This window comes from Streptomyces sp. NPDC089919 (assembly GCF_040684615.1).
GTDB lineage: Bacteria > Actinomycetota > Actinomycetes > Streptomycetales > Streptomycetaceae > Streptomyces.
Genome location: NZ_JBFBGK010000029.1, coordinates 20,284 through 41,581, shown reverse-complemented (window position 1 = coordinate 41,581; position 21,298 = coordinate 20,284). Strand labels below are relative to the sequence as shown.

The window sequence follows — 21,298 nt, the reverse complement described above, 5'->3', positions numbered from 1 at the left end:
CGACCGCAGGGCGCGCCCCGGTCGGCACCCCCGCGCACGCGGCACCCCGCACGCGCCCCGTACGGACCCGCCCAGGAGAGACCCCGATGAGCATCCGCGACGTGTACATCGTCGACGCCGTCCGCACCCCCATCGGCAAGTTCGGCGGCGCCCTCGCCGGGGTGCGGCCGGACGACCTGGCCGCGCACGTGGTGCGCGCGCTGGTGGACCGTACGCCCGCGCTGGACCCGGCCCGCATCGACGACGTGGTCTTCGGCGACGCCAACGGCGCCGGCGAGGACAACCGGGACGTGGCCCGGATGGCCGTGCTGCTGGCCGGCCTGCCGGTGAGCGTGCCCGGGGTGACCGTCAACCGGCTCTGCGGCTCCGGCCTCGAGGCCGTGATCCAGGCGGCCCGCGCCATCGCGCTGGGCGACGCCTCGGTGGCGATCGCGGGCGGGGTCGAGTCGATGACCCGGGCGCCGTTCGTCCTGCAGAAGCCCGAGCGCGCCTTCCCGGCCGGCCACCAGCAGATGTACTCGACCACCCTCGGCTGGCGGATGACCAACCCGCGGATGCCCGAGGAGTGGACCGTCTCGCTGGGCGAGGGCGCCGAACTGGTCGCGGACAAGCACGGGATCAGTCGTGAGGCGCAGGACGCCTTCGCGCTGGAGAGTCACCGCAAGGCGGCCGCGGCCTGGTCCGCCGGGCTGTACGACCGTGAGGTCGTGCCCTACCCGGACGTGGCGCTGGAGCGCGACGAGTGCATCCGCGAGGGCTCGACCCCGGAGGCGCTGGCCCGGCTCAAGCCGGCCTTCCGTCCGGACGGCACGGTCACCGCGGGCAATGCCTCCCCGCTCAACGACGGTGCCGCGGCACTGCTGTTGGTCGACGAGGAGGGGCTGGCCGCCACCGGGCGGGAGCCGCTGGCCCGGATCCGCGCCTCCGCCGTGACCGGCATCGAGCCGCAGCTCTTCGGCCTCGGCCCGGTCGAGGCGGTGCAGCGGGTGCTCGCCAAGGCGGGCCGCGGCTTCGGAGACCTGACCACGGTCGAGCTCAACGAGGCCTTCGCCGCGCAGGCGTTGGGCTGCCTGGCCGAATGGCCCGAACTCGACCCGGCGTTGGTCAACCCGCGCGGCGGCGCGATCGCCATCGGGCATCCGCTCGGCGCCTCCGGTGCCCGGCTGGCGGGTTCGGTGGCCCACCAGTTGGCGGCGGCCGGATCCGGTACCGGACTGGCGGCGCTGTGCATCGGCGTGGGTCAGGGCATCGCCCTCGTCCTGGAGCGCTGACCCCCCGGCGGGGGCCGGACGGGCCCCCGCCGCCGTGACCGACGGCCAGGGCCGGGGCGGTGACCGGTACCCGGTCGTCGATCATTTCTGGACACCAACTGCCTTATAACTGAACAGATTTGGGGAGGGCGGCTGGCTACCATGGCGGCTGCCCGGAGCCCGGCCGGGCCCGCCGTGACCGGGCGCCCGTATCCCGGAGGCCTCCCCATGCCGCTGCTCGACCCCGCCACCTGGCAGTCCGCCGCCCCGTTCACGGGCGGCGCCGCCCCGGTCACCGAGCCCGCCACCGGCGCCCGGCTCGCCACCGTCGAACTCGCCGCCCCCCGGGACGTCCCCGCCGCCGCGGCCGCCGCCGAGGCGGCCCGGCACGCCTGGGCCGGGGCCCCGTACCACGAGCGGGCCGCGGTGCTGCGCCGGGCCGGGGACCTCTTCACCGAGCACGCCGCGGAGCTGCGCGACTGGATCGTCCGGGAGACCGGCTCGGTGCCCGGCAAGGCCGCCTTCGAGCTGCACGTCGCCGCCCAGGAGTGCTACGAGGCCGCCGCCCTGGCCTCCCGGCCGGCCGGGCAGGTGCTGCCGAGCGAGGCGCCCCGGCTGTCGTACACCCGGCGGGTGCCGGCGGGCGTGATCGGCGTGATCGCCCCGTTCAACGTGCCGCTGGTGCTGGCGGTCCGCTCGGTGGCGCCCGCCCTCGCGCTGGGCAACGCGGTGCTCCTCAAGCCCGATGCGCGCAGCGCCGTGTCCGGCGGGCTGGCGGTCGGGGCGGTGTTCGCCGCGGCCGGGCTGCCGGCGGGCTTGTTGCACGTGTTGCCCGGCGGGGCCGAGACCGGGCGGGCGCTGGTCTCGGATCCGCTGGTGCGGGTCGTGTCCTTCACCGGCTCGACCGCCTCCGGCCGGGCCGTCGGGGAGCTGGCCGGCCGCGGCCTCAAGCGCGCCCACCTCGAGCTGGGCGGCAACTCGGCGCTGATCGTGCTGGCGGACGCCGACCTCGACGCGGCCGTGGGCCAGGCCGCCTGGGGGTCCTTCTTCCACCAGGGGCAGATCTGCATGACGGCCGGCCGCCACCTGGTCCACGCCTCCCTGTACGAGGAATACGTGGAGCGGCTGGCCGCCAAGGCGGAATCGCTGCTGGTGGGAGACCCGTTCCGGGAGCAGGTCCACCTGGGTCCGCTGATCGACCGGGGCCAGCTGGAGCGGGTGCACGCCCTGGTGGAGGCGAGCGCGGAGCAGGGCGCGAAGATCGTCGCGGGCGGTTCGTACGAGGGGTTGTTCTACCGGCCCACGGTGCTGGCCGGGGTCGGCGACGACACCGCCGCGTACGCGGAGGAGGTCTTCGGGCCGGTGGCTCCGGTGCGCGCCTTCGGCACGCCGGAGGAGGCCGCCGCGCTGGCCGCGGCCGGCCCCTACGGCCTGGCGCTCGGCATCGTTACACGTGACACCGCCGCGGGCCTGGCGCTCGCCGACCGGATCCCCACCGGCATCGTCCACATCAACGACCAGACGGTCAACGACGAGGCGGTGGCACCCTTCGGCGGGGTGGGTGCCTCGGGTACCGGGGCCCGCTTCGGCGGGGAGTCGAATCTGGACGCGTTCACGGAAGTCCGGTGGACGACGGTCAGGCGCGACCCTGCGGGGTACCCGTTCTGAGAGGACCCGGAATAGCCGGGCTCCGGGCACGGTTGAGGGGGACGCCTGATGATGGGCCCTCCGGAAGAGGCCCGAGGTAGACGAAAGCAGGGACGCACCCATGGCCACCGTGGAACTGACCAAGGACAACTTCGACCAGGTCGTGACCGACAACGACTTCGTCCTGATCGACTTCTGGGCGTCCTGGTGCGGGCCCTGCCGCCAGTTCGGCCCGGTCTACGAGCGCGCCTCGGAGACCCACGGCGACCTGGTCTTCGGCAAGGTCGACACGGAGGCGCAGCAGGAACTGGCCGCCGCCTTCGGGATCTCCTCCATCCCCACGCTGATGATCGTCCGCGACCGGGTCGCGGTCTTCGCGCAGCCGGGCGCGCTGCCCGAGGCCGCCCTCGAGGACGTGATCGGCCAGGCCCGCGCGCTGGACATGGACGAGGTACGCAAGAAGATCGAGGCCGGCCAGGCGGAGGGCCAGTCCGACGCCTGACCCGAGCGGGGCCGACGCCTGACCCGAGCGGGGCTCGGCCGCCCCGGCGCGTTGCCCGGGTGCCCGTAGCCCGTCCGGGCCAGACTGACCGTATGACTGATGCTGTGGAATACGACGTCGTGGTCCTCGGCGGGGGCCCGGCCGGCGAGAACGTCGTGGACCGGACCCGCGCCGCCGGCCTCAGCACGGCCGTGGTCGAGGCGGAGCTGGTCGGCGGGGAGTGCTCGTACTGGGCCTGCATCCCGAGCAAGGCCCTGCTGCGGCCGGCCCTGGCCCGGGCCGACGCCCGCCGCGTGCCGGGCCTGCGCGAGGCCGTCGAGGGCCCGCTGGACACGGCCGCGGTGCTCGCGCACCGGGACTACTGGACCGGCCACTGGAAGGACGACGGCCAGCTCGACTGGCTCGACTCGATCGGCGCCCACCTCTACCGGGGCCACGGCCGCCTGTACGGGGCGAAGAAGGTGGCGGTCACCAGCCCCGAGGGCGAGCACCACGTCCTGGTGGCCCGGCACGCCGTCGTGGTCGCCACCGGCAGCGCCGCCCTGCTGCCGGAGCTGCCGGGGCTGACCGGTGCCCGCCCCTGGACCTCCCGCGAGGCCACCAGCTCCCAGCACGTACCGGAGCGGCTGGTGATCGTCGGCGGGTCGGTGGTGGCCGTGGAGATGGCCACCGCCTGGCGGGCCCTGGGCTCGGCCGTCACGGTGCTGGTGCGCGGCTCCCGGCTGCTGCCGCGGATGGAACCGTTCGCCGGCGAGCTGGTCGCCGACGGGCTGCGCGAGGCGGGCGTGGTGGTGCGGACCGGTGTCGAGGTCGAGGCGGTCGTCCGGGACGGCAGCACCGGCCCGGTGACCGTGGTCCTGGTGGGCGGCGAACCGGTGGAGGCCGACGAACTGCTCTTCGCGACCGGCCGGACCCCGCGCACCGACGACATCGGGCTGGAGACGGTGGGGCTGGTGCCGGGGGAGTGGATCGCGGTGGACGACGGCTGCCGGGTGGCCGGGCAGGACTGGCTGTACGCCGTCGGAGACGTCAACCGCCGTGCCCTGATGACCCATCAGGGCAAGTACCAGGCAAGGATCGTGGGCGCGGCGATCGCGGCCCGGGCGGCCGGGGCGCCGCTGCTGGAGACCGACCGCTGGGGTGCCCACGTCGCCACCGCCGACACCGACGCACTGCCGCAGGTGGTGTTCACCGACCCGGAGGCGGCCGCGGTCGGGCTGAGCCTGGCCGAGGCGGAGCGGGCGGGTCGCCGGGTCCGCGCCGTCGACCACGACCTGGGCGCGGTCTCGGGCGCCGGACTGTACGCCGACGGGTACACGGGCCGGGCCCGGCTGGTGGTGGACCTGGACCGGGAGGTCGTGCTGGGCGCCACCTTCGTCGGCCCGGGCGCGGGTGAGCTGTTGCACGCCGCGACGGTGGCGGTGGCCGGCGAGGTCCCGATCGCCCGGCTGTGGCACGCGGTCCCCGCCTTCCCGACCATCAGCGAGGTCTGGCTGCGGCTGCTGGAGGCGTACCGGGGCTGAACGGCCGGGCGGGCGGGGGCGTACCGGGCGGGCGGGGGCGCCGCGCCGGAGGTTCCCCGCCCGCCCGGGCCGGGTCAGCCGATGTGGTAGCTGTCGCCGTACACCTTCCAGTCCAGCGGGGTGTTGAGGTCCAGGTTGCGCTTGTTCAGGAAGACCCGCTGGGCGGTGTCGACCCGGCTGGTGTCGCTGTGCGCCTCCTCCTGCTTCATCGCCCAGACCCGAGCGTCCAGGAACGCGCCGATCCAGGTGGTCTCGGAGCCGCCCTGGGCCGGCGGCTTGGCCGAACGCAGCGCGCGCTTGCGGATGTTGCGGAAGCTGGTCGAGTCGTCGCCATCACCGTGCATGACGATCGCGTCGTAGTACGCGAACTGCCCGAGCACGCCGATGCCGTCCGACTTGCCCTGGGAGACGGCCGGGTTGAAGTAGACCCGGTCCCGCTCGTCGTTCTGCGCGGTGCGGAAGGCGGAGTCCGAGGCGGCGGTCTTCCAGTCGCGCTCGAAGGCCGAACCGAGGCCGCTGTGCGAGTCGGTGCCGTTGACCCGGCGCAGTGCCGGGAGGTACTTGGCGAGGACGTTGCCGGGCTTGCGCTGGGTGTAGAGCTCGACCAGGTCGAGCATGTCGCCGGTGCCGGAACAGAAGCCGATGATGCCGGCGGTGTAGCCGCGGCCGTCGTCGATGTCCTCGATGTACTTGTACTGGGCCTGCCAGTCCAGCGAGGAGTTCTCGGCGCTGGAGACCAGCTTCATGGCGATCTCCTTCTTCGCCGGGTCGTCCAGGCCCAGCCGCTGCACCCCGGTGCGGGCGGCGGCCGGGGCGGAGGTGCCGGCGGAGCCGGGCGCGTCGGTGGAGGCGAGGGCGGTGACGGGGACGGCGAGCGCCGCCGATCCCAGGAGGACGCCGGCGATCAGGGCGCGACGGGAGACCGGGCGCCGGTGAGGGGTGGTCATGGGACCTCCGACTGAGAGGGACTGACAGGAAACTTTCCTGTCAGTCTGATCCCAATGGCGTGCCCCCGTCAATGGGGCCTCGGGGGTTACTCCGGGAGCGAGCTGCCACCGGTCAAACCACCGGGTGGAAAGCCGAGTTCAGAGGGGTGAGGGCGGATGCGGCGCCGGCCGGAGTGGTCCCGCCGGCCGGGCGGCCGGCCGTACCCGGCCCGGCCGTCCGACCGGCCCGCCTCCATCCGACGGAGGCCCTGAGCGCCGCCCGGGGAAACGCCCTCCGGGCGCATAGGGTCTGCGGGCGGGAGGCCCCGCGCCTGCCCTCGTACCGGCGTCCGACCAGGAAGGCTGCCCCATGCCCGCATCGCACCAGGACGACCCGACCGCCGACCCGCCCGAGCGGATGCGCGCCATGCTCTACGACGCGTACGGCGGTCCCGAGGTCCTCCGGTTGGGGGAGGTGCCGCTGCCCAAGGTCGCGCCCGGCGAAGTGCTCGTACGGGTGCGGCGGGCCGCGGTCAACCCGGTGGACTGGAAGCTGATGGCCGGCGGGCTCGACGGCATGATGGACGCCGTCTTCCCGGTCGTCCCCGGCTGGGACGTGGCGGGCGTGGTGGCCCGGGTCGGCATCGACGTCCCCGAATTCGCCCCCGGCGACGAGGTGATGGCCTACGCGCGCAAGGACCACGTCTCCGGCGGCACCTTCGCCGAGTACGTCAGCGTGCCCGTGCGGTGCCTCGCCGCCAAGCCCGCCGCGCTGGGCTGGGACGAGGCCGCGGGGCTGCCGCTGGCCGGCCTCACCGCCTACCAGCTGCTCACCCGGCTCGGCCTGTCCGGCAAGGACACCGTCCTCATCCACGGCGCGGCCGGCGGCGTCGGCTTCCTCGGCACCCAGATCGCCCGGGCGCGCGGTGCGCGGGTCATCGGCACCGCCTCGCCGCGCAACCACGAGCGGCTGCGGGAGGCCGGCGCCGAGCCGGTGGAGTACGGCGAGGGCCTGGTCGAGCGGGTCCGGGCGCTCGCCCCGGACGGGGTGGACCTGGTGGCCGACTTCGTCGGGGGCGTCCTGGACGTGACCACCGCGGTCCTGGCCGAGGGCGGCCGGCACGCCTCCATCGCGGACCCCGCCGTACTGGGGGCCGGCGGGCAGTGGATGTGGGTCCGGCCGGACGCGGCGGACCTGGCGGCCGTCGGCGAGCTGGCCGAACTGGGCCAGCTCGGCGTGCCGGTGGCGCAGGTCTTCCCCCTGGAGGAGCTGCCCGAGGCGTTCCGGCTGAGCATGACGGGGCACGTCCACGGGAAGATCACCATCGCGGTGTGAGGGGTGGGGCAGAGACCGAGTGGCCGGCCGGGGCCCGCGCAGCCCCGGCCGGCCGGTCACCACTCCGGGATCTCGGCCGCCTCGCCGGGGCCGAGGTCCGGCTCGGCTCGCAGCTCCAACGGGCCGCCCTGCCGGTGCAGTTCCAGGACCACCAGCTCGTTGCGCCCGGCGCGCCAGAGCGGTGCGGGGGCGTAGAGGGTGCGCTGCGGTCCGCGGTCCCAGAAGCGGCCGAGGGCGAAGCCGTTGAGCCAGACCATGCCCTTGGTCCAGCCGGGCAGGGCCAGGAAGCCGTCGGCCGGCTCGGCCAGGTCCAGTTCGAGCCGGTGGAAGGCCGGGGCGCCCGGGCCGTCCGCCTGGTCGGCCCCGGCGGGCGGCCCGAAGCGAAGTCCGGCCAGGTCCTCCAGCGGCAGCGGGCGGATCTCCCAGTCGAACTGGTACTGGTTGTCGAGCCGGACGCCGCCGGTGATGCCCTTGCGGTCGGCCAGCAGGGGGCCGTAGTTGATCCGGCCCATGTTCTCCACCAGCAGGTCCAGGACGGCCCCGCCCTCGGGCACCCGCACGGTCAGGGCCTCCTCCGGCCGGTCCCGCTCCAGGACCCCGAGCGGCCGCCCGTCGAGGAACACCTGCGCCCGGTCGGCGAGTCCGTCCACGCGCAGGGCCGCCTCGGCGAGCGGGCCGCGCAGCCGGGTGCGGTAGTGGATCAGACCGAGGTTCTGGCCGAAGGACTCCATCGGCTCGGTGTCCAGACGCCGGTGCACCACCCGCGCCAGTGTGTCCAGGTGGGGCAACAGCGGTGCCGAGCCGGTGACTTCCACCGTGCGCGGGGCGAGCCGGGCCGGCTCGGGCGGCAGGGGGTGCGGTTCGGTGCCGAGCCGGCGGGTGATCACCTCGCGGAAGAGGTGGAACTTCTCCCGGAGTTCGCCCGCCTCGCCGACCGGGGCGTCGTAGTCGTAGCTGGTGGTGTCGGGGAGGTAGCGGCCGTCCTCGTGGTTGGCGCCGTTCCACCAGCCGAAGTTGGTGCCGCCGTGCCCCATGTAGACGTTGACCGACGCCCCGGCGGCGAGCAGCCGCTCCAGCACGTCGGCGGCCTCCTTGGCGTCCCGGGTGCGGTGCGGGGCGCCCCAGTGGTCGAACCAGCCGTGCCAGTACTCCATGCACACCAGCGGGCCGGTGCCCTGGTGGCGGCGCAGGCAGTCGAGCGAGGACTCCGGGCGGGAACCGAAGGTGCCGGTGGTCAGCAGGCCCGGCAGGGTGCCGCCCAGCTGGAAGGCGTCCGCGGCGCCGTCGGCGGTGAAGAGCAGGCAGTCCACCCCGCGCCGGACCAGCCCGGCCCGCAGGTGCTCCAGGTAGCCGGTGTCGTTGCCGTAACTGCCGTACTCGTTCTCCACGGCCATCGCCACCACCGGGCCGCCGCGGGAGGCGAGCAGCGGCAGCAGCTCCGGCACCAGCTCGTCGAACCAGGCGTCCACGGCGGCCAGGTACGGGGCGTTGCGGCGGCGCAGCCGGACCGAGGGGTCGGCGAGCAGCCAGCCGGGCAGGCCGCCGGCCTCCCACTCGGCGCAGATGTACGGGCCCGGACGGACGATCACGTCCAGCCCCAGCTCGCCGGCGAGCGCGACGAAGCCGGCCGCGTCCCGGTCCCCGTCGAACCGGGCCCGGCCGGGGGCGCTCTGGTGGAAGTTCCAGGCGATGTACGTCTCGACGGTGTTGACGCCCATCGCCCGCAGCCGCAGCAGCCGGTCCCGCCAGAGCTCGGGCCGGACGCGGAAGTAGTGGACGGCGGCCGAAACGACCTGGTGCGGACGCCCGCCGCGCAGCAGGACGTCCCCCTCCACGGTCAGCGCACGGGAACTGGACACAGGGTTCATGGCCGCATCCTCAGCCACTCCCGACCCCCCACGCACCCTCTTGACCACGCTGTGACCTGCGGATCCGGCGGCGGCCGGGGCCGGTGCGTGCGCCGGAGGCGGTTACTGGCCGGTGCGGCCGTCGATGGATTCGCGCAGGAGGTCGGCGTGGCCGCAGTGGCGGGCGTACTCCTCCACGCGGTGGACGAGGAGTTCGCGGACGGCCACGGCGTCGCGGCCGACCCGGGCGCCGAGGTCGGGGAGGGCGGCCAGGGCGGTGTCGGTGGCATGCTGTTCGCGGGCCAGGTCGGCGAAGGCGGCGTCGACCGCGGCCTGTTCGGCCACCGCTCCGTGGAAGTCCGCGTCCCGGGCCCCGTACAGCTTCGGCAGCGGCTCGTCCAGCGTGATCCAGTTGCGCCAGTCGCGCTCCACCTCCGCCAGGTGCCGGACCAGCCCGAGGAGCGACATCGTCGACGGCGGAACGGACCGGCGGGCCAACTGCTCCGGGTCCAGGCCCTCGCACTTCATCCGCAGCGTCAGCCGATAGTTCGTCAGGAAGTCGTGCAGCGTGCCGAGTTCGCCCTCAGGGCTCGGGCCTTCGGTGTTCCGGGGATCGTCGTCCGGATCCGCCCACATGTCGGCGTACACGGTCGACTGGGTCCAGCGCTCGGGCCGTTCGCTCGTACCGGTCATGGCCGACATGATCGCCCGCACGGCGCCGCCCCGCCACCGGATTTCAGGGGCGGCGCCGGCGGCGAACGCCGCCGGGCCCCCTCCGCGGGGTCCCGGCGGCTCATGGTCAGCGGGTCTTGACGGCCCGCAGGACGACGAACTTGGCGTCGTTCGCGACGAGTTCGCAGTTGCCGAACAGGCGGCGCAACTTCAGGTGGTAGCCCAGGTGCCGGTTGCCGATCACCCACAGCTCGCCGTCGCGGCGCAGCGCCCGGCGGGCCTGGCTGAACATCCGCCAGGCCGTCGCGTCGGTGGTCGACTGGTGGGCGTGGAACGGCGGGTTGTTGATGACCGCGTCCACCGAACCCTCCGGCAGCGAAGCCAGACCGTCGCCCACCACGAACTCGGCCAGCCCGTCCCGGTGCGCGGCGTTCGCCCGGTAGGTGGCCCGGGCCGAGGCCACCGCCTGGTACGACTCGTCGGTGAAGACCACGTCGACCTCGGGGCTGCCCTTGGCCAGCGCCGTGCCGACCACGCCGTTGCCGCAGCCGAGGTCCACCACCCGGCCCTCGCCCCGCCACATCGGCAGGTGGGCGAGGAGGAAGCGGGTACCGATGTCGAGGCGGTCGGCGCAGAACACGCCGCCGTGGTTGGTGACGGTCAGCCCCTCGGCCGGCCCCGCGCCCGCCTCCGGCCCCAGCGTGTAGACCAGCGGCCACGGGTTGGCGACCGGCTGCGCGGCGGGCTCGGGGGTGGCGAAGATCAGCCGCGCCTTCTTCTCGGCGAGCGAGGTGCGGGTCGGGCCGACGATCCGCTCGAAGAGCTTCAGCGTGGAGGTGTGGATCTCCTTCACCATGCCGGTGCCGACGACCACGGACCCGGCGTGCAGCCGCGGCGCGAGCCGGCACAGCTGGTCCTCGAGGAGACCGAGGCTCTTGGGCACCCGCACCAGCAGCACGTCGATCCGCTCCGGCGGCGCGTCCTGCGTGTTCAGCAGCGCCACCGCGCCGGCCGGGACCTCGGCCCGCGCCAGATTGGCGCGGGTGGCCTCGTGGGCGAGGTACGAGTCGGTGATCTGGGTCAGCCCGGCGGTCCGCCCGGCCAGCGCCGTCACCAGCGCACCCCACCGGTCGCCGACCACGGTGACCTGGCTCTTCTCGAGGTCGACCGGCCCCACCTCGCCGGTTCCGCCCTCCAGGTGGCGCAGCAGGTACTCGTCGGAGGCGTCCCACGCGCGCATCTGGTCGCGCGGGTCCTCCGGGAAGCGGGTGAGTCGGTAGTCGCCCCAGGGGGCCGTCATGCGGTCTTCAGCGGTGCCAGTCATCGTGCTGCCCAGGCTAACCGAGCCGGGCCCCGCCCCGGGCACCCGCACCGCGCCACGCGCCGCGGGCCCCCGTACCGGCGGTACCTGGGGCCGGGCGTGGGGGCGGGTACGGCCGTGCTGCACGCCCCGGTCCTCGTGCCCGGCGGGGTGCGGGCGCCGCTGCGGGCGGCTGGCGCGGCTGGCGAGATCCCCCGGGCGGAATGCGGCGGCGCCCGGTGGCGTTCCGGGAGGTGCCGCCGCCAGGAGCGCGGCGCCCGTCACCCGGCGTGCCGGGACGGCACCCGAAGGAGAGGATCCGATGAGCGAGCGTACGGCGTACTACGAGCACGGGACGGCGGCCGAGCGCTGGGCGCGGGCCCAGCTCTTCTTCGACGCGAAGGAGTACACGAACGCCGCCCGCACCCTGAAGGGCCTGGCCGCCGAGTCCCCGGAGCTGCTGGCCCCGCGCCTGCTGCTGGCCCGCGCGTACTACCACTCGGCCCAGCTGGGCCGCGCCGAGACCGAGCTGCGGGGCATCCTGGAGCGCTGGCCGGTCGAGGACTACGCCCAGTTGATGCTGGGCCGCACCCTGGAACGCCAGGGCCGCGCCGCGGACGCCGCCCCGTACCTGCGGCTGGCGGCCGCGATGTCCGGCGACTTCGACGAGGCGTGAGGACGGGGCCGGCGCCGGGACGTGACGGCCCGCGCTCGGCTGCGGGGGCGGCAGGCAGGGGGGGGGCGGGCGCCGAGCGACGGCCGGCCGGCCGGGCCGGGCGCGCCCGCCCCGCGCCCGGTCGGCGCGGTACGGGGTCCCCGCCCGGCCCGGTCCGTCTACTTTGGGGGCATGAGCAATCTCGATCGCCAGGCCAGCCTCTCGGTGTGCGGGGGACGCGGCTTCGTCGTCGCCGAGCCCGTACGCGAACTCCTCACCCCGCGCCGGGTCAAGCTCGGCGAAGCCACCGAGGTCCGCAGACTGCTCCCGAACCTCGGGCGCCGGATGATCGGCGCCTGGTGCTTCGTCGACCACTACGGTCCGGACGACATCGCCGACGAACCCGGCATGCAGGTGCCGCCCCACCCCCACATGGGCCTCCAGACCGTCAGCTGGCTGCACGAGGGCGAGGTGCTGCACCGCGACAGCGTCGGCAGCCTGGAGACCATCCGCCCCCGCGAGCTGGGCCTGATGACCTCCGGTAAGGCGATCAGCCACTCCGAGGAGAGCCCCCGCCCGCACGCCCGCTTCCTGCACGGCGCGCAGCTCTGGGTCGCCCTCCCCGACGCCCACCGGCACGTCGACCCGCACTTCCAGCACCACGCCGACCTGCCGCACGTCACGGCGCCGGGCGTGGACGCCACCCTCATCCTCGGCTCCTTGGACGGTGCCACCTCGCCCGGCACCACCTACAGCCCGATCGTCGGTGCCGACCTGTCCCTGGCCGCCGGTGCGGAGACCCGGCTGCCGCTGGAGCCGGACTTCGAGTACGCCGTCCTCGGCATGTCCGGCGAGGCGCACGTCGACGGCGTCCCGGTCCTCCCCGGCTCGATGCTCTACCTCGGCTGCGGCCGCACCGAACTCCCCCTCCGCGCCGCCTCCGACGCCTCCGTCATGCTCCTCGGCGGCGAGCCCTTCGAGGAGGAGCTGATCATGTTCTGGAACTGGATCGGCCGCTCCAACGAGGAGATCGTCCAAGCCCGCCAGGACTGGATGGAGGGCAACCGCTTCGGCGAGGTAAAGGGCTACGCCGGCCCCCCCATCCCCGCTCCTGAGCTTCCGCCGACGCGCCTGAAGCCGCGCGGACGGGTGCGCTGACCTGCGGTTTTGCGATGCAGGTGGACTGGTTGAGACCCAGCCGGGGGTCGAGGTCGATCCGGTGGTGATCGTTCAGCGGGAGGGGCTGGCAGAGCCTCCGGAAGGACCATCTCCGGGGTGTCGATCCTTCCCATGTGTGACCGGCTGGGGTCAGCTTTGCCAGGACCAATGCTGACTCAATGCTGACTTTGGTGACGGTTCGTCAGCCGCAGAGGGTGTCGAGACGCCTGCGTCATAGGGGCGACGGGGTGTTTCCGCAGGCCGAAGGTGGAGTCAAAGGTGCGGCGCTCCGTGGTGGGCACGAGCAGGTACGGCGCTCCCGAACCCGAGAGCGAGTGCGGGCCGGTCTGCCCTGCAGTAAGGGCGTCGTACGGAGTCAGTACGTCGAGGTTGTCGAACACGTAGTAGATGGGCAGCTCGCTCCAAGCGACGAGCTGGAAGTGCGAGTGGACCGCGGCCCGCTCGATCGCGTGGCGGCGCGTGGCCCGGCTGGTCATGCTGCTCTTGCAGTCGATCATCGTGAGGTGATCGCCCTTGGCGGCGAGGAGGTCAGGGGTCCATCGGAGAGAGCTGTCGGTCATGCGGAGGGCGGCTTGAACGGGCTGGGTGAGGACTCCCTGCCCCCACGGGTTGACCGACCACCCTCGCGCGGTCAGTTCTTCGGCGATGCGCTTCTCGTGGGCGTCGCCCACGGCCTTCCTCTGCTGAAAGCTCGGCATGACGTGAAGTGTTGCGCAGTACGCTCCGGCCGAAACGAGGGGCGGATGCAGACCGGACAGGCGGAGCCCCGGTGAGCCCTGTCCCACTGCGTCCGGCTGTGTTCGGGTGAGTCCGCCGGCGTCCAGCTGCGTCCCACTGCGTCCGAATATTGTTGACCGAAAACCGTTGCTGGCCGGCCCGCCTGAGTGGGACTCTCGAGCCCGTCTGGTGCCAGACAGCACGCACGCCAGGATCCGCCGCCTCGACGACCAGGCCATGGCCGAGCGGAAAGGCTGGCACCTCCTGCGGAAGCTCCGCTGCAGCACCGCCCGCATCCACGGAACTGGCTTCGCCATGGGAACCTGGCCTCGTCATGATTCCCATCGTGGGCGAGGGCGAGGATCAGCACGGGTGAACGCGGTACTCACCGGCCGAGGCAGGGCGCGGGGAGGCTCTTTCACTTCAGTAGTGGCAGGATCAGCGCGAGAATGACGAACGTGCCGGTAAAGGTAGCCGCTGCTGATGCAAAGCGCTTGGGCCTGCTCAGGCCAGGAGCCGGCGTGCCTCCCGTCGCGGGGATGGACGGGCCTGTGACGTCGTACGCGAGGTACGCCAGTCCTAGGGCCACGGCGAGGGTGACCACGCTGATCGCGATCCGTCCTCCAGTGGGCTGTCCGTGGCCAAGATCGAGGGTGCCGGCGATGGTGCATACGTTGGCGATCGTTGCGACAGCGGTGGCTCCGGCAGATCCCCATGCCATCGCAGGGGTGGAACCGGTAGTTCGAGCCAGGCGGAAGGCGATGCGCGCGCCGACCGCGGCCGCCAGCGCGGTGCACCCTAGGAGTACGGCAACGACCACAGACACAGCGACTCCCCTGAGCGAAGTGCAGTACGGGCGCGACAAAGGAACGTGGGATGGCAGGGTGCTCCCCCACGACACCAATGTCCCAGACTTTGGGCAACAATGGAAACAACGTCGCGAACGAGGAGGTGAGGCCGCATGACGGCACGCGGTGCAGGGCGTCCCGAAGGGGCCCTTCCGCCCGATCTCCCCCCTGCCTGGAGGGAGTTCGTGAACGAGCTCAGATCTCGTCGCGAGGAGGCGGGGCTGACCTTGCGGCAGCTTGCCGGTCGTGCGCACATCAGCGCCGGAACCCTCTCTAAGATCACTAACGGGTCTCGCTTGCCTAGTCCGGCCACGTGGCGCGATCTCGTTCAGGCTCTGAACCTGGAGCCGAACATGCCGGGCCTCCGATTGCATGAGCTGTATGAGATGGCGCAAGCAGAGCGCGATGCGGCGACGCCGAGGAATCCCGCTGGTCTCACCTCCGGAGCTCCCCCGCGGCAGGAGCAACTTTCCGGACTCCTGGACACCTTGAAGGACGAGTCAGGTCTTAGCGTTCGGGAGATCGCGGATCGGATGGCTTCCCAAGGCATCGACGCAGGCAAATCCAGCATCGACCGTGCGCTGCGCAATCCGAGTCAAGCGCTTCCGCTCAGCTTTCACACCGCTGGAGTGCTCATCGAGGAACTGCCGAAGGAGCGCCGTGGTGTCGTACGGGACGCCCTCTTTCATGCAGTTGGTGGCACTCGTGAGCCGGCACCCTGGCCGCATCAAGTCGGAGTCATCCCGCCTGCTGCGCGATCCTTCCAGCAGCGGGCGGCCGAGGCGCACCACCTGAGTGCGGCGATCGACGGCGGCGGCACTGCGGTGATCACCCAAGTCCTGAGTGGCATGGGCGGAGTCGGCAAGACCCAACTCGCCGCCGACTACGCGCGCACAGCCTGGGCGGAAGCCAACCTGGATGTCTTGGTTTGGGTTGCCGCCAGCAGCCGTGAGGCCATCGTGAGCACGTATGCCCAAGCCGGCGTCGAGTTGTGCGGGGCTGATCCCGACAGCCCTGAGCGAGCCGCTCAGACCTTCCTGGCCTGGCTCACGCCCAAAGGCGCTGCGCAACGATGCCGGTGGCTGGTTGTCTTGGACGACATCACCGACCCAGGGGATCTGTCCGGTCTGTGGCCGCCCGCCAGTCCCAGTGGCCGCACCTTGGTCACAACCCGTCGCCGGGATGCCGCCCTCATCGCGCAGGGCAGCACCATGCTCTCGCTCGGTCTGTTTACCCAGACAGAGGCCGTCGCCTACCTCACCGGCGCCCTGACCGAACATGGCCGTGATGAGCCCGCCGATGAGCTCATCGCCCTGGCCGAGGCCCTCGGATATCTGCCACTGGCTCTCGCGCAGGCCGCCGCCTATCTCATAGACAGCGCGGAAACCGTGGCCGCCTACCGAAACCTGTTGGCCGACCACGTCACCAGGCTCGACGACGCCAGCCCTGATGTCCTACCCGACAGCCAATCTCACTCCATGGCTGCAGCCTGGTCGTTGTCCGTTGAGCGCGCAGACAAACTCCGCCCTGTCGGCTTGGCCCGTCCCATGCTTCAGCTCGCCGCGCTCCTCGACCCCACCGGCATTCCCGAGGCCGTTCTGACCAGTTATCCCGCCCTGGCCTACCTTGCCGAGCACAGGACCTGCACGGACCTCGCCGAGAAACCTCACTCGACCTCACCTCATGACGCTCTGCGTGCCTTGCGTGCCCTGCACCGCCTGAGTCTCATTGACCACTGCACCCACGAAGCCCATCAGGTCGTTCGCGTCCACACACTGGTCCAGCGCGCCACCCGCGACACACTCGCCTCTCACGAACTCGATCTGTCCGCGCGTGCTGCTGCCGACGCTCTACTGGCCAGCTGGCCAGACATCGAGCGCGACGTCACACTGGCTCAGGCCCTGCGGGCCAACACCGTCGCTCTCACTCTTCGTACCGAGGAATCGCTGTACAAGCCCAGCATCCACGCAGTCCTCCACCGCGCGGGGAACAGCCTTGGGCAGGCAGGTCATGTCTCCGCCGCCGCGGACTACTTCCTACGCCTTTCCCAGAGCTCTCTCCGCTGCCTGGGATCTGACCACCCTGACACGTTCACCGCCCGCCATCACCTCGCCCACTGGCGAGGCAAGGCAGGAGACGCAGCAGGAGCCGCCGCCGCGTTTGCCGACCTCCTGGGTGACGAGGTACGGGTACTGGGCCCTGACCATCCCGACCCGCTCGCGGCCCGCCATCACCTCGCCCACTGGCGAGGCAAGGCAGGAGACGCAGCAGGAGCCGTCGCCGCGTTTGCCGACCTCCTGGGTGACGAGGTACGGGTACTGGGCCCTGACCATCCCGACACGCTCGCGGCCCGCCATCACCTTGCCTACTGGAGGGGAGAATCGGGCGACCCAGCTGGAGCTGCGGTGGCCCTTGAGGGCCTGCTGCTGGATCAGCTTCGGGTGCTGGGGGAGGATCATCCCGACACGCTGACTTCGCGTAGCGACCTGGCCGGGGCTTATGGGTCGGTGGGGGATTTGGGGCGGGCGATCGACTTGTACGAGCGGACTCTTGCCGATCGTGTGCGGGTGCTGGGGGAGGATCATCCCGACACGCTGACTTCGCGTAGCGACCTGGCCGGGGCTTATGGGTCGGTGGGGGATTTGGGGCGGGCGATCGACTTGTACGAGCAGACTCTTGCCGACATCGTGCGGGTGCTGGGCGAGAAGCACCCGTTGACTGGGATTGTCCGGGGCAAACTTGGCATTGTCCGTACCGAACGCGACGGAGGCCCTCAGCCGTCGTGACCGCTGTGTGAAGAGCACGGATCTGACACGCCCCGACATCCGTGCGACGATCAGGGCCCGAGAAGGGTCTGTGCGGCGAACGATTCCGACCCGCGATTAGGGTGACGGAGAGTGATGGAGATGTCGACGGAATGGTGTGTTCCACCACACCGTCGGCACGGAATCTTGTCGCTGGCTCGTCCTGATCTGCCCAGTTTTCTTAAGGACTTGCGGGTGAGCTTTGTGACCGCTTGCGCGTGGTCACAGAGCTCACTCATCCGCGTACCTCTTGGCCGATTCGTCGGCGGTTACTCGGTATCCGGCGGCCAGGTGGTGTGGTCGCGGAGGTGGTGGAACTCCGTCAGCTCGGCTGCGAGGACGTCGAAGTGCGGGAGCGGGGCCCACAGGCTGCGCTCGCCAACGACGTAGAGGCGGCGTTTGGCGCGGCTGGCGGCCACGTTGAGCAGGTGTGGGGTGCGGGCCGCCCAGTCGCGGGCGCCGGGCCGGCCCCCGCCGAGCACGAGGACGACGACGTCGGCTTCCTTCCCCTGGGCCCGGTGCACGGTGGCGCAGCGTTCCTGGATCAGTTCGGACGTCCAGCCTTCACGGCCGCGGCAGATCTTCTGGCATTCGGCGACGAGGGCCCGGAAGGGGGCGATGACGCGGACACGCTCGACACCGACGCCTTGCCTGTGCACATGGTCGAGCACGAACTCGAAGGCCCGGCGGTCGCGTTCGCCCCATGGTGCGTCGGACGGGCGATTCGGATCGTCGGTGTTGAGCCACCGGCTGGGCAGCAGGCCGTCCCGATCCGCATCGGGGAACGCCTCGTGTCTGGTGCCGTGGACCATGAGGCCCCCGTACGCGACCTCGTTGCTGACCGTGAACATCGGCTCTTCGCAGCGGCGGTGTACCCGCAGCGGCGAGCCCACCCAGACGTGCTCGTCGTCGGTGCCCGGGGCCGGCAGGTAGGTGCCATAGCGGTTGGTCCGGTCGGCGACGGCCTGGGCGGAGGTGGCTGAGGGCAGCCAGTGCTCGTCGATGCCGTAGGCGCGCAGCAGCCGGCGCTGGAGGGCCGTGGGCATGGTGACGACTGGTTCGAGCTGGAGCGGATCGCCTACCAGCACGGCACGGCGGGCCCGCCACAGCGCGCCGACGGCGGCCTGTGGAGTCGCCTGCCCGGCCTCGTCGACGAGGACCCAGCCGATCGACTCCCGGCCGAGGCGGGCGAACATGCTGCCGATGGAGGAGAACGTGGTGGAGACGACGGGCACGAGGAGGAAGAGGGTCTGCCAGGCGCACTCGACCTCCTCGTCGGGGACGTGTCCGTTGGTGCCGGCCATCAGCTCCATCAGAACCTGGAGGTTGCCGCGGACCCTTTTCGCGGCCCCGGCGACGAAGGCGCGGTGCAGGTCGAGGGCACGCAGGAACAGGTCGCTGCGTGCGGTGGACCATGCCTCGTCGGACCAGGGTGAGCCCAGTTCCTGGTCGGCTTCGTCGAGGTGCTGCCAGCCGAGCGGCAGGGACCGCAGCGTCCGGGCCGCCTCCCGCAGTTCGCGGTGGCGGCCGTCGAGTTCGGTCACGGCGACCCGCAGGCCGCGGCGGAACGAGTCGGCGACCTGCCGGGAGTGCCGGAGGGCGGCGGCTGCCGCGGCCTCCCGCGCGCTCGCAGCCCGTTCGTGGTCGAGGGCCGTGGTGAGGCTGGCGGCGGCATCGTCGACGGCGCCGCCCGAGCGGGTGTGCCGGTCGGCGGCCAGGGACTCGGCGCGCACAGCCGCGGCGACCCGCTCCAGGGAGTCCTCGAGCGCGGCGCGCTGCTGGACGAGAAGGTGGGCGATCTCGGCCTGGGTGTGCTCTTGCTGTCGTTCGGCGGCCTGCCGGTCGGCCGTGCTCTGCAGCAGGCGACGCAGCCCGCCGCGCAGGCCCCGCTCGACGGCCGGGGGCGCGTCGTGGCGGGCGGTGAGCGCGGTCACGTACTCGCGGTGGTGTGCGACCAGTTCGCGGGCGGCCGACAGGTCCGCCCGGGCAGTGGCCAGCTCCCCGCGGGCGCGCGGCACGTGCTCCGAGGCCGTCCGGTGTCCGGCCTCGGCCGCCGCGGTGGCGGCCCGGGCGGCGGCGGTGGCGGCGCTGGCCCGGTCCAGGACCGCGGTGGCGGCGGCGACCTGTTGGTCGGCCCGGGACACGGAGGCTTCCAGGTCCGCGATCCGCTGCCCGGCCGACGGGGACTCGACGGCGGCCAGGGCCCCGGCCAGCCGGGCGCGCCCGGCGCGCAGCTGCTCGACCTCGGCCCGGGCGGCACGGAACGCGGCGACGGCATCGGTCCACGAGGGCACGGGCCGGGCGGGTCCGGCGGCCGCACCCCCGTCCGCCGGAGTGGCGGGATGCCGACCGCCGGGCGGAGGCTTCGGCGGGATCCAGTCGCTCAGAACGGCCTGCATGCCGCGCAGCGGCGGCAGCCCTGCAGCGGTCCGGGCGTCGGTCTCCTTTTTGGGGAGCCGGCCCCACCAGAACCGGTCGCCGAACTCCTTGCGGTTGGCCTTGTTGCCCAGCACCGCCGCGACCAGGCCCCAAGCCTCCCCGCCGAGGAGTGCCGAGGCGAGGTCGGAGAAGTGGTCGGAGAGGTGGTCGCCACCGGCCCGCCAGTGCCGGCCGAGCGCATCGATGCCGGGCAGTTCGGCGGTGATGTTCTCCACGGCACCGTTGTTGGAGGAGGAGACGACGATCTCGAACCCGGTCAGCCGCGGGTCGAGCCGCGACATGAACCGGGCGTGCCTGCCCTGGCGGTCCCTGCCCCGCCACGCCGGACCTGTGAACGCCTGCCCGGGCCGGTCGAACGTGGCCAGCACCGCCGCCCGCTCGACGACCAGTGCGGCGACCAGGTCGCGCAGCATCGTGGTCTTGCCCGTGCCCGGCGGGCCGTTCACGGAGAACATCCCGCCCTCGGTACCCGCCCGGTCGGCGAGCATGCGGTCGACCGCGAACTGCTGGCTCAGCGCGAGCGGGCGATCCGCCGGCGCGGGCCAGCGGCCGGCCGGAACCAGCTCCGGAGCCACCCCTTCAAGGACGACCCCGCGCTCCAGGCGCACGTCCGTCCGCGCCCCCACGGCGACGGCATCGAGCTCGGTCAGGTAGGCCTCCAGCGCCGGGCCGATCCCCTTGTCGACGGCCGCGGACACCCGGGCCAGATCGGGTGGGAGCAGACTGTTCAGGAACGGCGCCGCGGCGGCGGCCTTCGCCTGCGGGTCCCGCGGCCGGTGGACCAGCCTGCTGCGCACCCGGATCACCGCGGGCCGCAGGTGGTCCTGCACCCCGCACAGGTCGGAGATCTGCGCGGTCAGGGCGACCAGATCGGCGAACCCGAGGGCACGGGGACCGGCGCCGACCCCCTGATCCGCCGAGCGGTCAGGAGCGTCGGCCGACGCCCCCTCGGGAACGCCCCCGGCGGCGTCCGGCCGCCCGGACCCCGCTAGCTCCTCCGCGGTCCGGCGGGCCGCGACCCAGTCCGCGGCGCGGCGAACCAGGGGTTCCGCCGCGCCCTGCATCGCGGCGCCGGCGACCTCCCCGAACAGGGCCCCGACCGCACCGACGGCAGCGCCGCCCAGGATCTCGGCGAGCAGCCGCTGCCAGCCCCCGCCACCGGCCCCGGCGGGCGTTTGGGGCCCACCCCCCGAGACGGGCCCCCGGTCGTACGCCGGTCCCGCCGCCGGGGCGGTGAGGCCGTAAGCGATCGCAGTGGCCGTGAGCTCGTCGATCGCCCCGCCGAACGCATCGTCGAGTTCCTCGAATCCGTCCAGCCACCCCGGTGCAGAAGGCCCCGGATCGAACAGGCGGCCGGTCGCCCAGGCGCAGGCGGAGATCACGGACGTGTCCTCGAGCGGTCGGCCCTCGTCGTCCAGGACCAGCGCGAACATCGCGCTCTGGCCCGGCAGAACCAGCTCGGTCTGCGGCACGCCGGGGTCGGGATCGGTACCGGCGGGCAGTACGGCGATCATCGCCTGGCGGAGCAGCTCCAGATCAAAGACCCCGCAGTAGACCTCGTGCCGCCACACGTAGCCGTGCGGTGCCCGCCGTACCCCCGTCTCTGGATGGTCGGGAGCCCACGGCAGGAGCGGTGGTAACCGGCCCGGCTCC

The 21,298-nt window shown here is 72.8% G+C and carries 15 protein-coding genes and 1 pseudogene; 9 read left to right on the top strand and 7 right to left on the bottom strand.

Annotation, left to right across the window (positions count from 1 at the left end; translation table 11 throughout):
- Positions 1 to 86 precede the first annotated feature (86 nt).
- The 4 genes from AB0O40_RS15030 to AB0O40_RS15015 all read left to right on the top strand — a co-directional run bounded on the left by AB0O40_RS15030 (position 87) and on the right by AB0O40_RS15015 (position 4,922).
- On the top strand, positions 87 to 1,271 hold the full coding sequence (locus AB0O40_RS15030; protein WP_365040413.1) for a thiolase family protein: 1,185 nt from the start codon (positions 87 to 89) through the stop codon (positions 1,269 to 1,271).
- 207 nt (positions 1,272 to 1,478) lie between these two features.
- A complete protein-coding gene (locus AB0O40_RS15025; protein WP_365040410.1) occupies positions 1,479 to 2,918 on the top strand; it encodes an aldehyde dehydrogenase family protein in 1,440 nt (479 codons plus the stop codon).
- 100 nt (positions 2,919 to 3,018) lie between these two features.
- The gene (gene trxA, locus AB0O40_RS15020) at positions 3,019 to 3,399 is read left to right on the top strand and encodes a thioredoxin (RefSeq protein ID WP_365040407.1); all 381 of its coding nucleotides are present in this window, start codon (positions 3,019 to 3,021) and stop codon (positions 3,397 to 3,399) included.
- Between the two features lie 92 nt (positions 3,400 to 3,491).
- Complete coding sequence (locus AB0O40_RS15015) at positions 3,492 to 4,922, top strand: NAD(P)/FAD-dependent oxidoreductase (protein WP_365040404.1); 1,431 nt, start codon at positions 3,492 to 3,494, stop codon at positions 4,920 to 4,922.
- 74 nt (positions 4,923 to 4,996) lie between these two features.
- Here the strand turns inward: AB0O40_RS15015 and AB0O40_RS15010 are convergent, their stop codons facing one another.
- Complete coding sequence (locus AB0O40_RS15010; protein ID WP_365040401.1) at positions 4,997 to 5,869, bottom strand: chitosanase; 873 nt, start codon at positions 5,867 to 5,869, stop codon at positions 4,997 to 4,999.
- 397 nt (positions 5,870 to 6,266) lie between these two features.
- Between AB0O40_RS15010 and AB0O40_RS15005 the strand changes: the two genes are divergently transcribed.
- Positions 6,267 to 7,184, top strand: a complete 918-nt coding sequence (locus AB0O40_RS15005) for an NADP-dependent oxidoreductase (protein WP_365040503.1) — start codon at positions 6,267 to 6,269, stop codon at positions 7,182 to 7,184.
- A gap of 56 nt (positions 7,185 to 7,240) precedes the next feature.
- Here the strand turns inward: AB0O40_RS15005 and AB0O40_RS15000 are convergent, their stop codons facing one another.
- The 3 genes from AB0O40_RS15000 to AB0O40_RS14990 form a co-directional block, all read right to left on the bottom strand.
- Positions 7,241 to 9,052 (bottom strand): beta-galactosidase, encoded by a 1,812-nt coding sequence (locus AB0O40_RS15000; protein WP_365040398.1) that lies wholly within the window; start codon positions 9,050 to 9,052, stop codon positions 7,241 to 7,243.
- A gap of 102 nt (positions 9,053 to 9,154) precedes the next feature.
- Complete coding sequence (locus tag AB0O40_RS14995) at positions 9,155 to 9,724, bottom strand: DinB family protein (protein ID WP_365040395.1); 570 nt, start codon at positions 9,722 to 9,724, stop codon at positions 9,155 to 9,157.
- Between the two features lie 106 nt (positions 9,725 to 9,830).
- On the bottom strand, positions 9,831 to 11,003 hold the full coding sequence (locus AB0O40_RS14990; protein WP_365040500.1) for a methyltransferase: 1,173 nt from the start codon (positions 11,001 to 11,003) through the stop codon (positions 9,831 to 9,833).
- Positions 11,004 to 11,325: 322 nt separating this feature from the next.
- Here AB0O40_RS14990 and AB0O40_RS14985 point away from each other — a divergent pair, with 322 nt between their 5' ends.
- Both AB0O40_RS14985 and AB0O40_RS14980 read left to right on the top strand, forming a co-directional pair.
- Positions 11,326 to 11,679, top strand: a complete 354-nt coding sequence (locus AB0O40_RS14985) for a tetratricopeptide repeat protein (protein WP_365040392.1) — start codon at positions 11,326 to 11,328, stop codon at positions 11,677 to 11,679.
- 171 nt (positions 11,680 to 11,850) lie between these two features.
- Entirely contained in the window at positions 11,851 to 12,816 is a 966-nt protein-coding gene (locus AB0O40_RS14980) for a pirin family protein (RefSeq protein ID WP_365040389.1), read from the top strand.
- A 176-nt stretch (positions 12,817 to 12,992) separates the two neighbouring features.
- Here the strand turns inward: AB0O40_RS14980 and AB0O40_RS14975 are convergent, their stop codons facing one another.
- Entirely contained in the window at positions 12,993 to 13,535 is a 543-nt protein-coding gene (locus AB0O40_RS14975) for a hypothetical protein (RefSeq protein ID WP_365040387.1), read from the bottom strand.
- Positions 13,536 to 13,749: 214 nt separating this feature from the next.
- Between AB0O40_RS14975 and AB0O40_RS14970 the strand changes: the two are divergent.
- Positions 13,750 to 13,851, top strand: a pseudogene (locus AB0O40_RS14970) (IS5/IS1182 family transposase); the annotation flags it as partial.
- Positions 13,852 to 13,972: 121 nt separating this feature from the next.
- Here the strand turns inward: AB0O40_RS14970 and AB0O40_RS14965 are convergent.
- Positions 13,973 to 14,380, bottom strand: a complete 408-nt coding sequence (locus tag AB0O40_RS14965; RefSeq protein WP_365040506.1) for a hypothetical protein — start codon at positions 14,378 to 14,380, stop codon at positions 13,973 to 13,975.
- A gap of 207 nt (positions 14,381 to 14,587) precedes the next feature.
- On the opposite strand from AB0O40_RS14965, the gene AB0O40_RS14960 reads away from it, so the two are divergent.
- A complete protein-coding gene (locus tag AB0O40_RS14960) occupies positions 14,588 to 17,188 on the top strand; it encodes a tetratricopeptide repeat protein (RefSeq protein WP_365040385.1) in 2,601 nt (866 codons plus the stop codon).
- Positions 17,189 to 17,475: 287 nt separating this feature from the next.
- On the opposite strand, the gene AB0O40_RS14955 is transcribed toward AB0O40_RS14960, so the two are convergent.
- Positions 17,476 to 21,216: an ATP-binding protein gene (locus AB0O40_RS14955; RefSeq protein ID WP_365040382.1), complete on the bottom strand. Its 3,741-nt coding sequence runs from the start codon at positions 21,214 to 21,216 to the stop codon at positions 17,476 to 17,478.
- Positions 21,217 to 21,298: the final 82 nt, after the last annotated feature.

Coding starts and splice junctions, on each gene's coding strand:
- AB0O40_RS14980 (WP_365040389.1), top strand. CDS start 11,851: ATGAGCAATCTCGATCGCCAGGCCAGCCTCTCGGTGTGCGGGGGACGC.
- AB0O40_RS15025 (WP_365040410.1), top strand. CDS start 1,479: ATGCCGCTGCTCGACCCCGCCACCTGGCAGTCCGCCGCCCCGTTCACG.
- AB0O40_RS14985 (WP_365040392.1), top strand. CDS start 11,326: ATGAGCGAGCGTACGGCGTACTACGAGCACGGGACGGCGGCCGAGCGC.
- AB0O40_RS15010 (WP_365040401.1), bottom strand. CDS start 5,869: ATGACCACCCCTCACCGGCGCCCGGTCTCCCGTCGCGCCCTGATCGCC.
- AB0O40_RS15030 (WP_365040413.1), top strand. CDS start 87: ATGAGCATCCGCGACGTGTACATCGTCGACGCCGTCCGCACCCCCATC.
- AB0O40_RS15015 (WP_365040404.1), top strand. CDS start 3,492: ATGACTGATGCTGTGGAATACGACGTCGTGGTCCTCGGCGGGGGCCCG.
- trxA (WP_365040407.1), top strand. CDS start 3,019: ATGGCCACCGTGGAACTGACCAAGGACAACTTCGACCAGGTCGTGACC.
- AB0O40_RS14995 (WP_365040395.1), bottom strand. CDS start 9,724: ATGACCGGTACGAGCGAACGGCCCGAGCGCTGGACCCAGTCGACCGTG.
- AB0O40_RS14975 (WP_365040387.1), bottom strand. CDS start 13,535: ATGCCGAGCTTTCAGCAGAGGAAGGCCGTGGGCGACGCCCACGAGAAG.
- AB0O40_RS15005 (WP_365040503.1), top strand. CDS start 6,267: ATGCGCGCCATGCTCTACGACGCGTACGGCGGTCCCGAGGTCCTCCGG.
- AB0O40_RS15000 (WP_365040398.1), bottom strand. CDS start 9,052: ATGAACCCTGTGTCCAGTTCCCGTGCGCTGACCGTGGAGGGGGACGTC.
- AB0O40_RS14990 (WP_365040500.1), bottom strand. CDS start 11,003: ATGACGGCCCCCTGGGGCGACTACCGACTCACCCGCTTCCCGGAGGAC.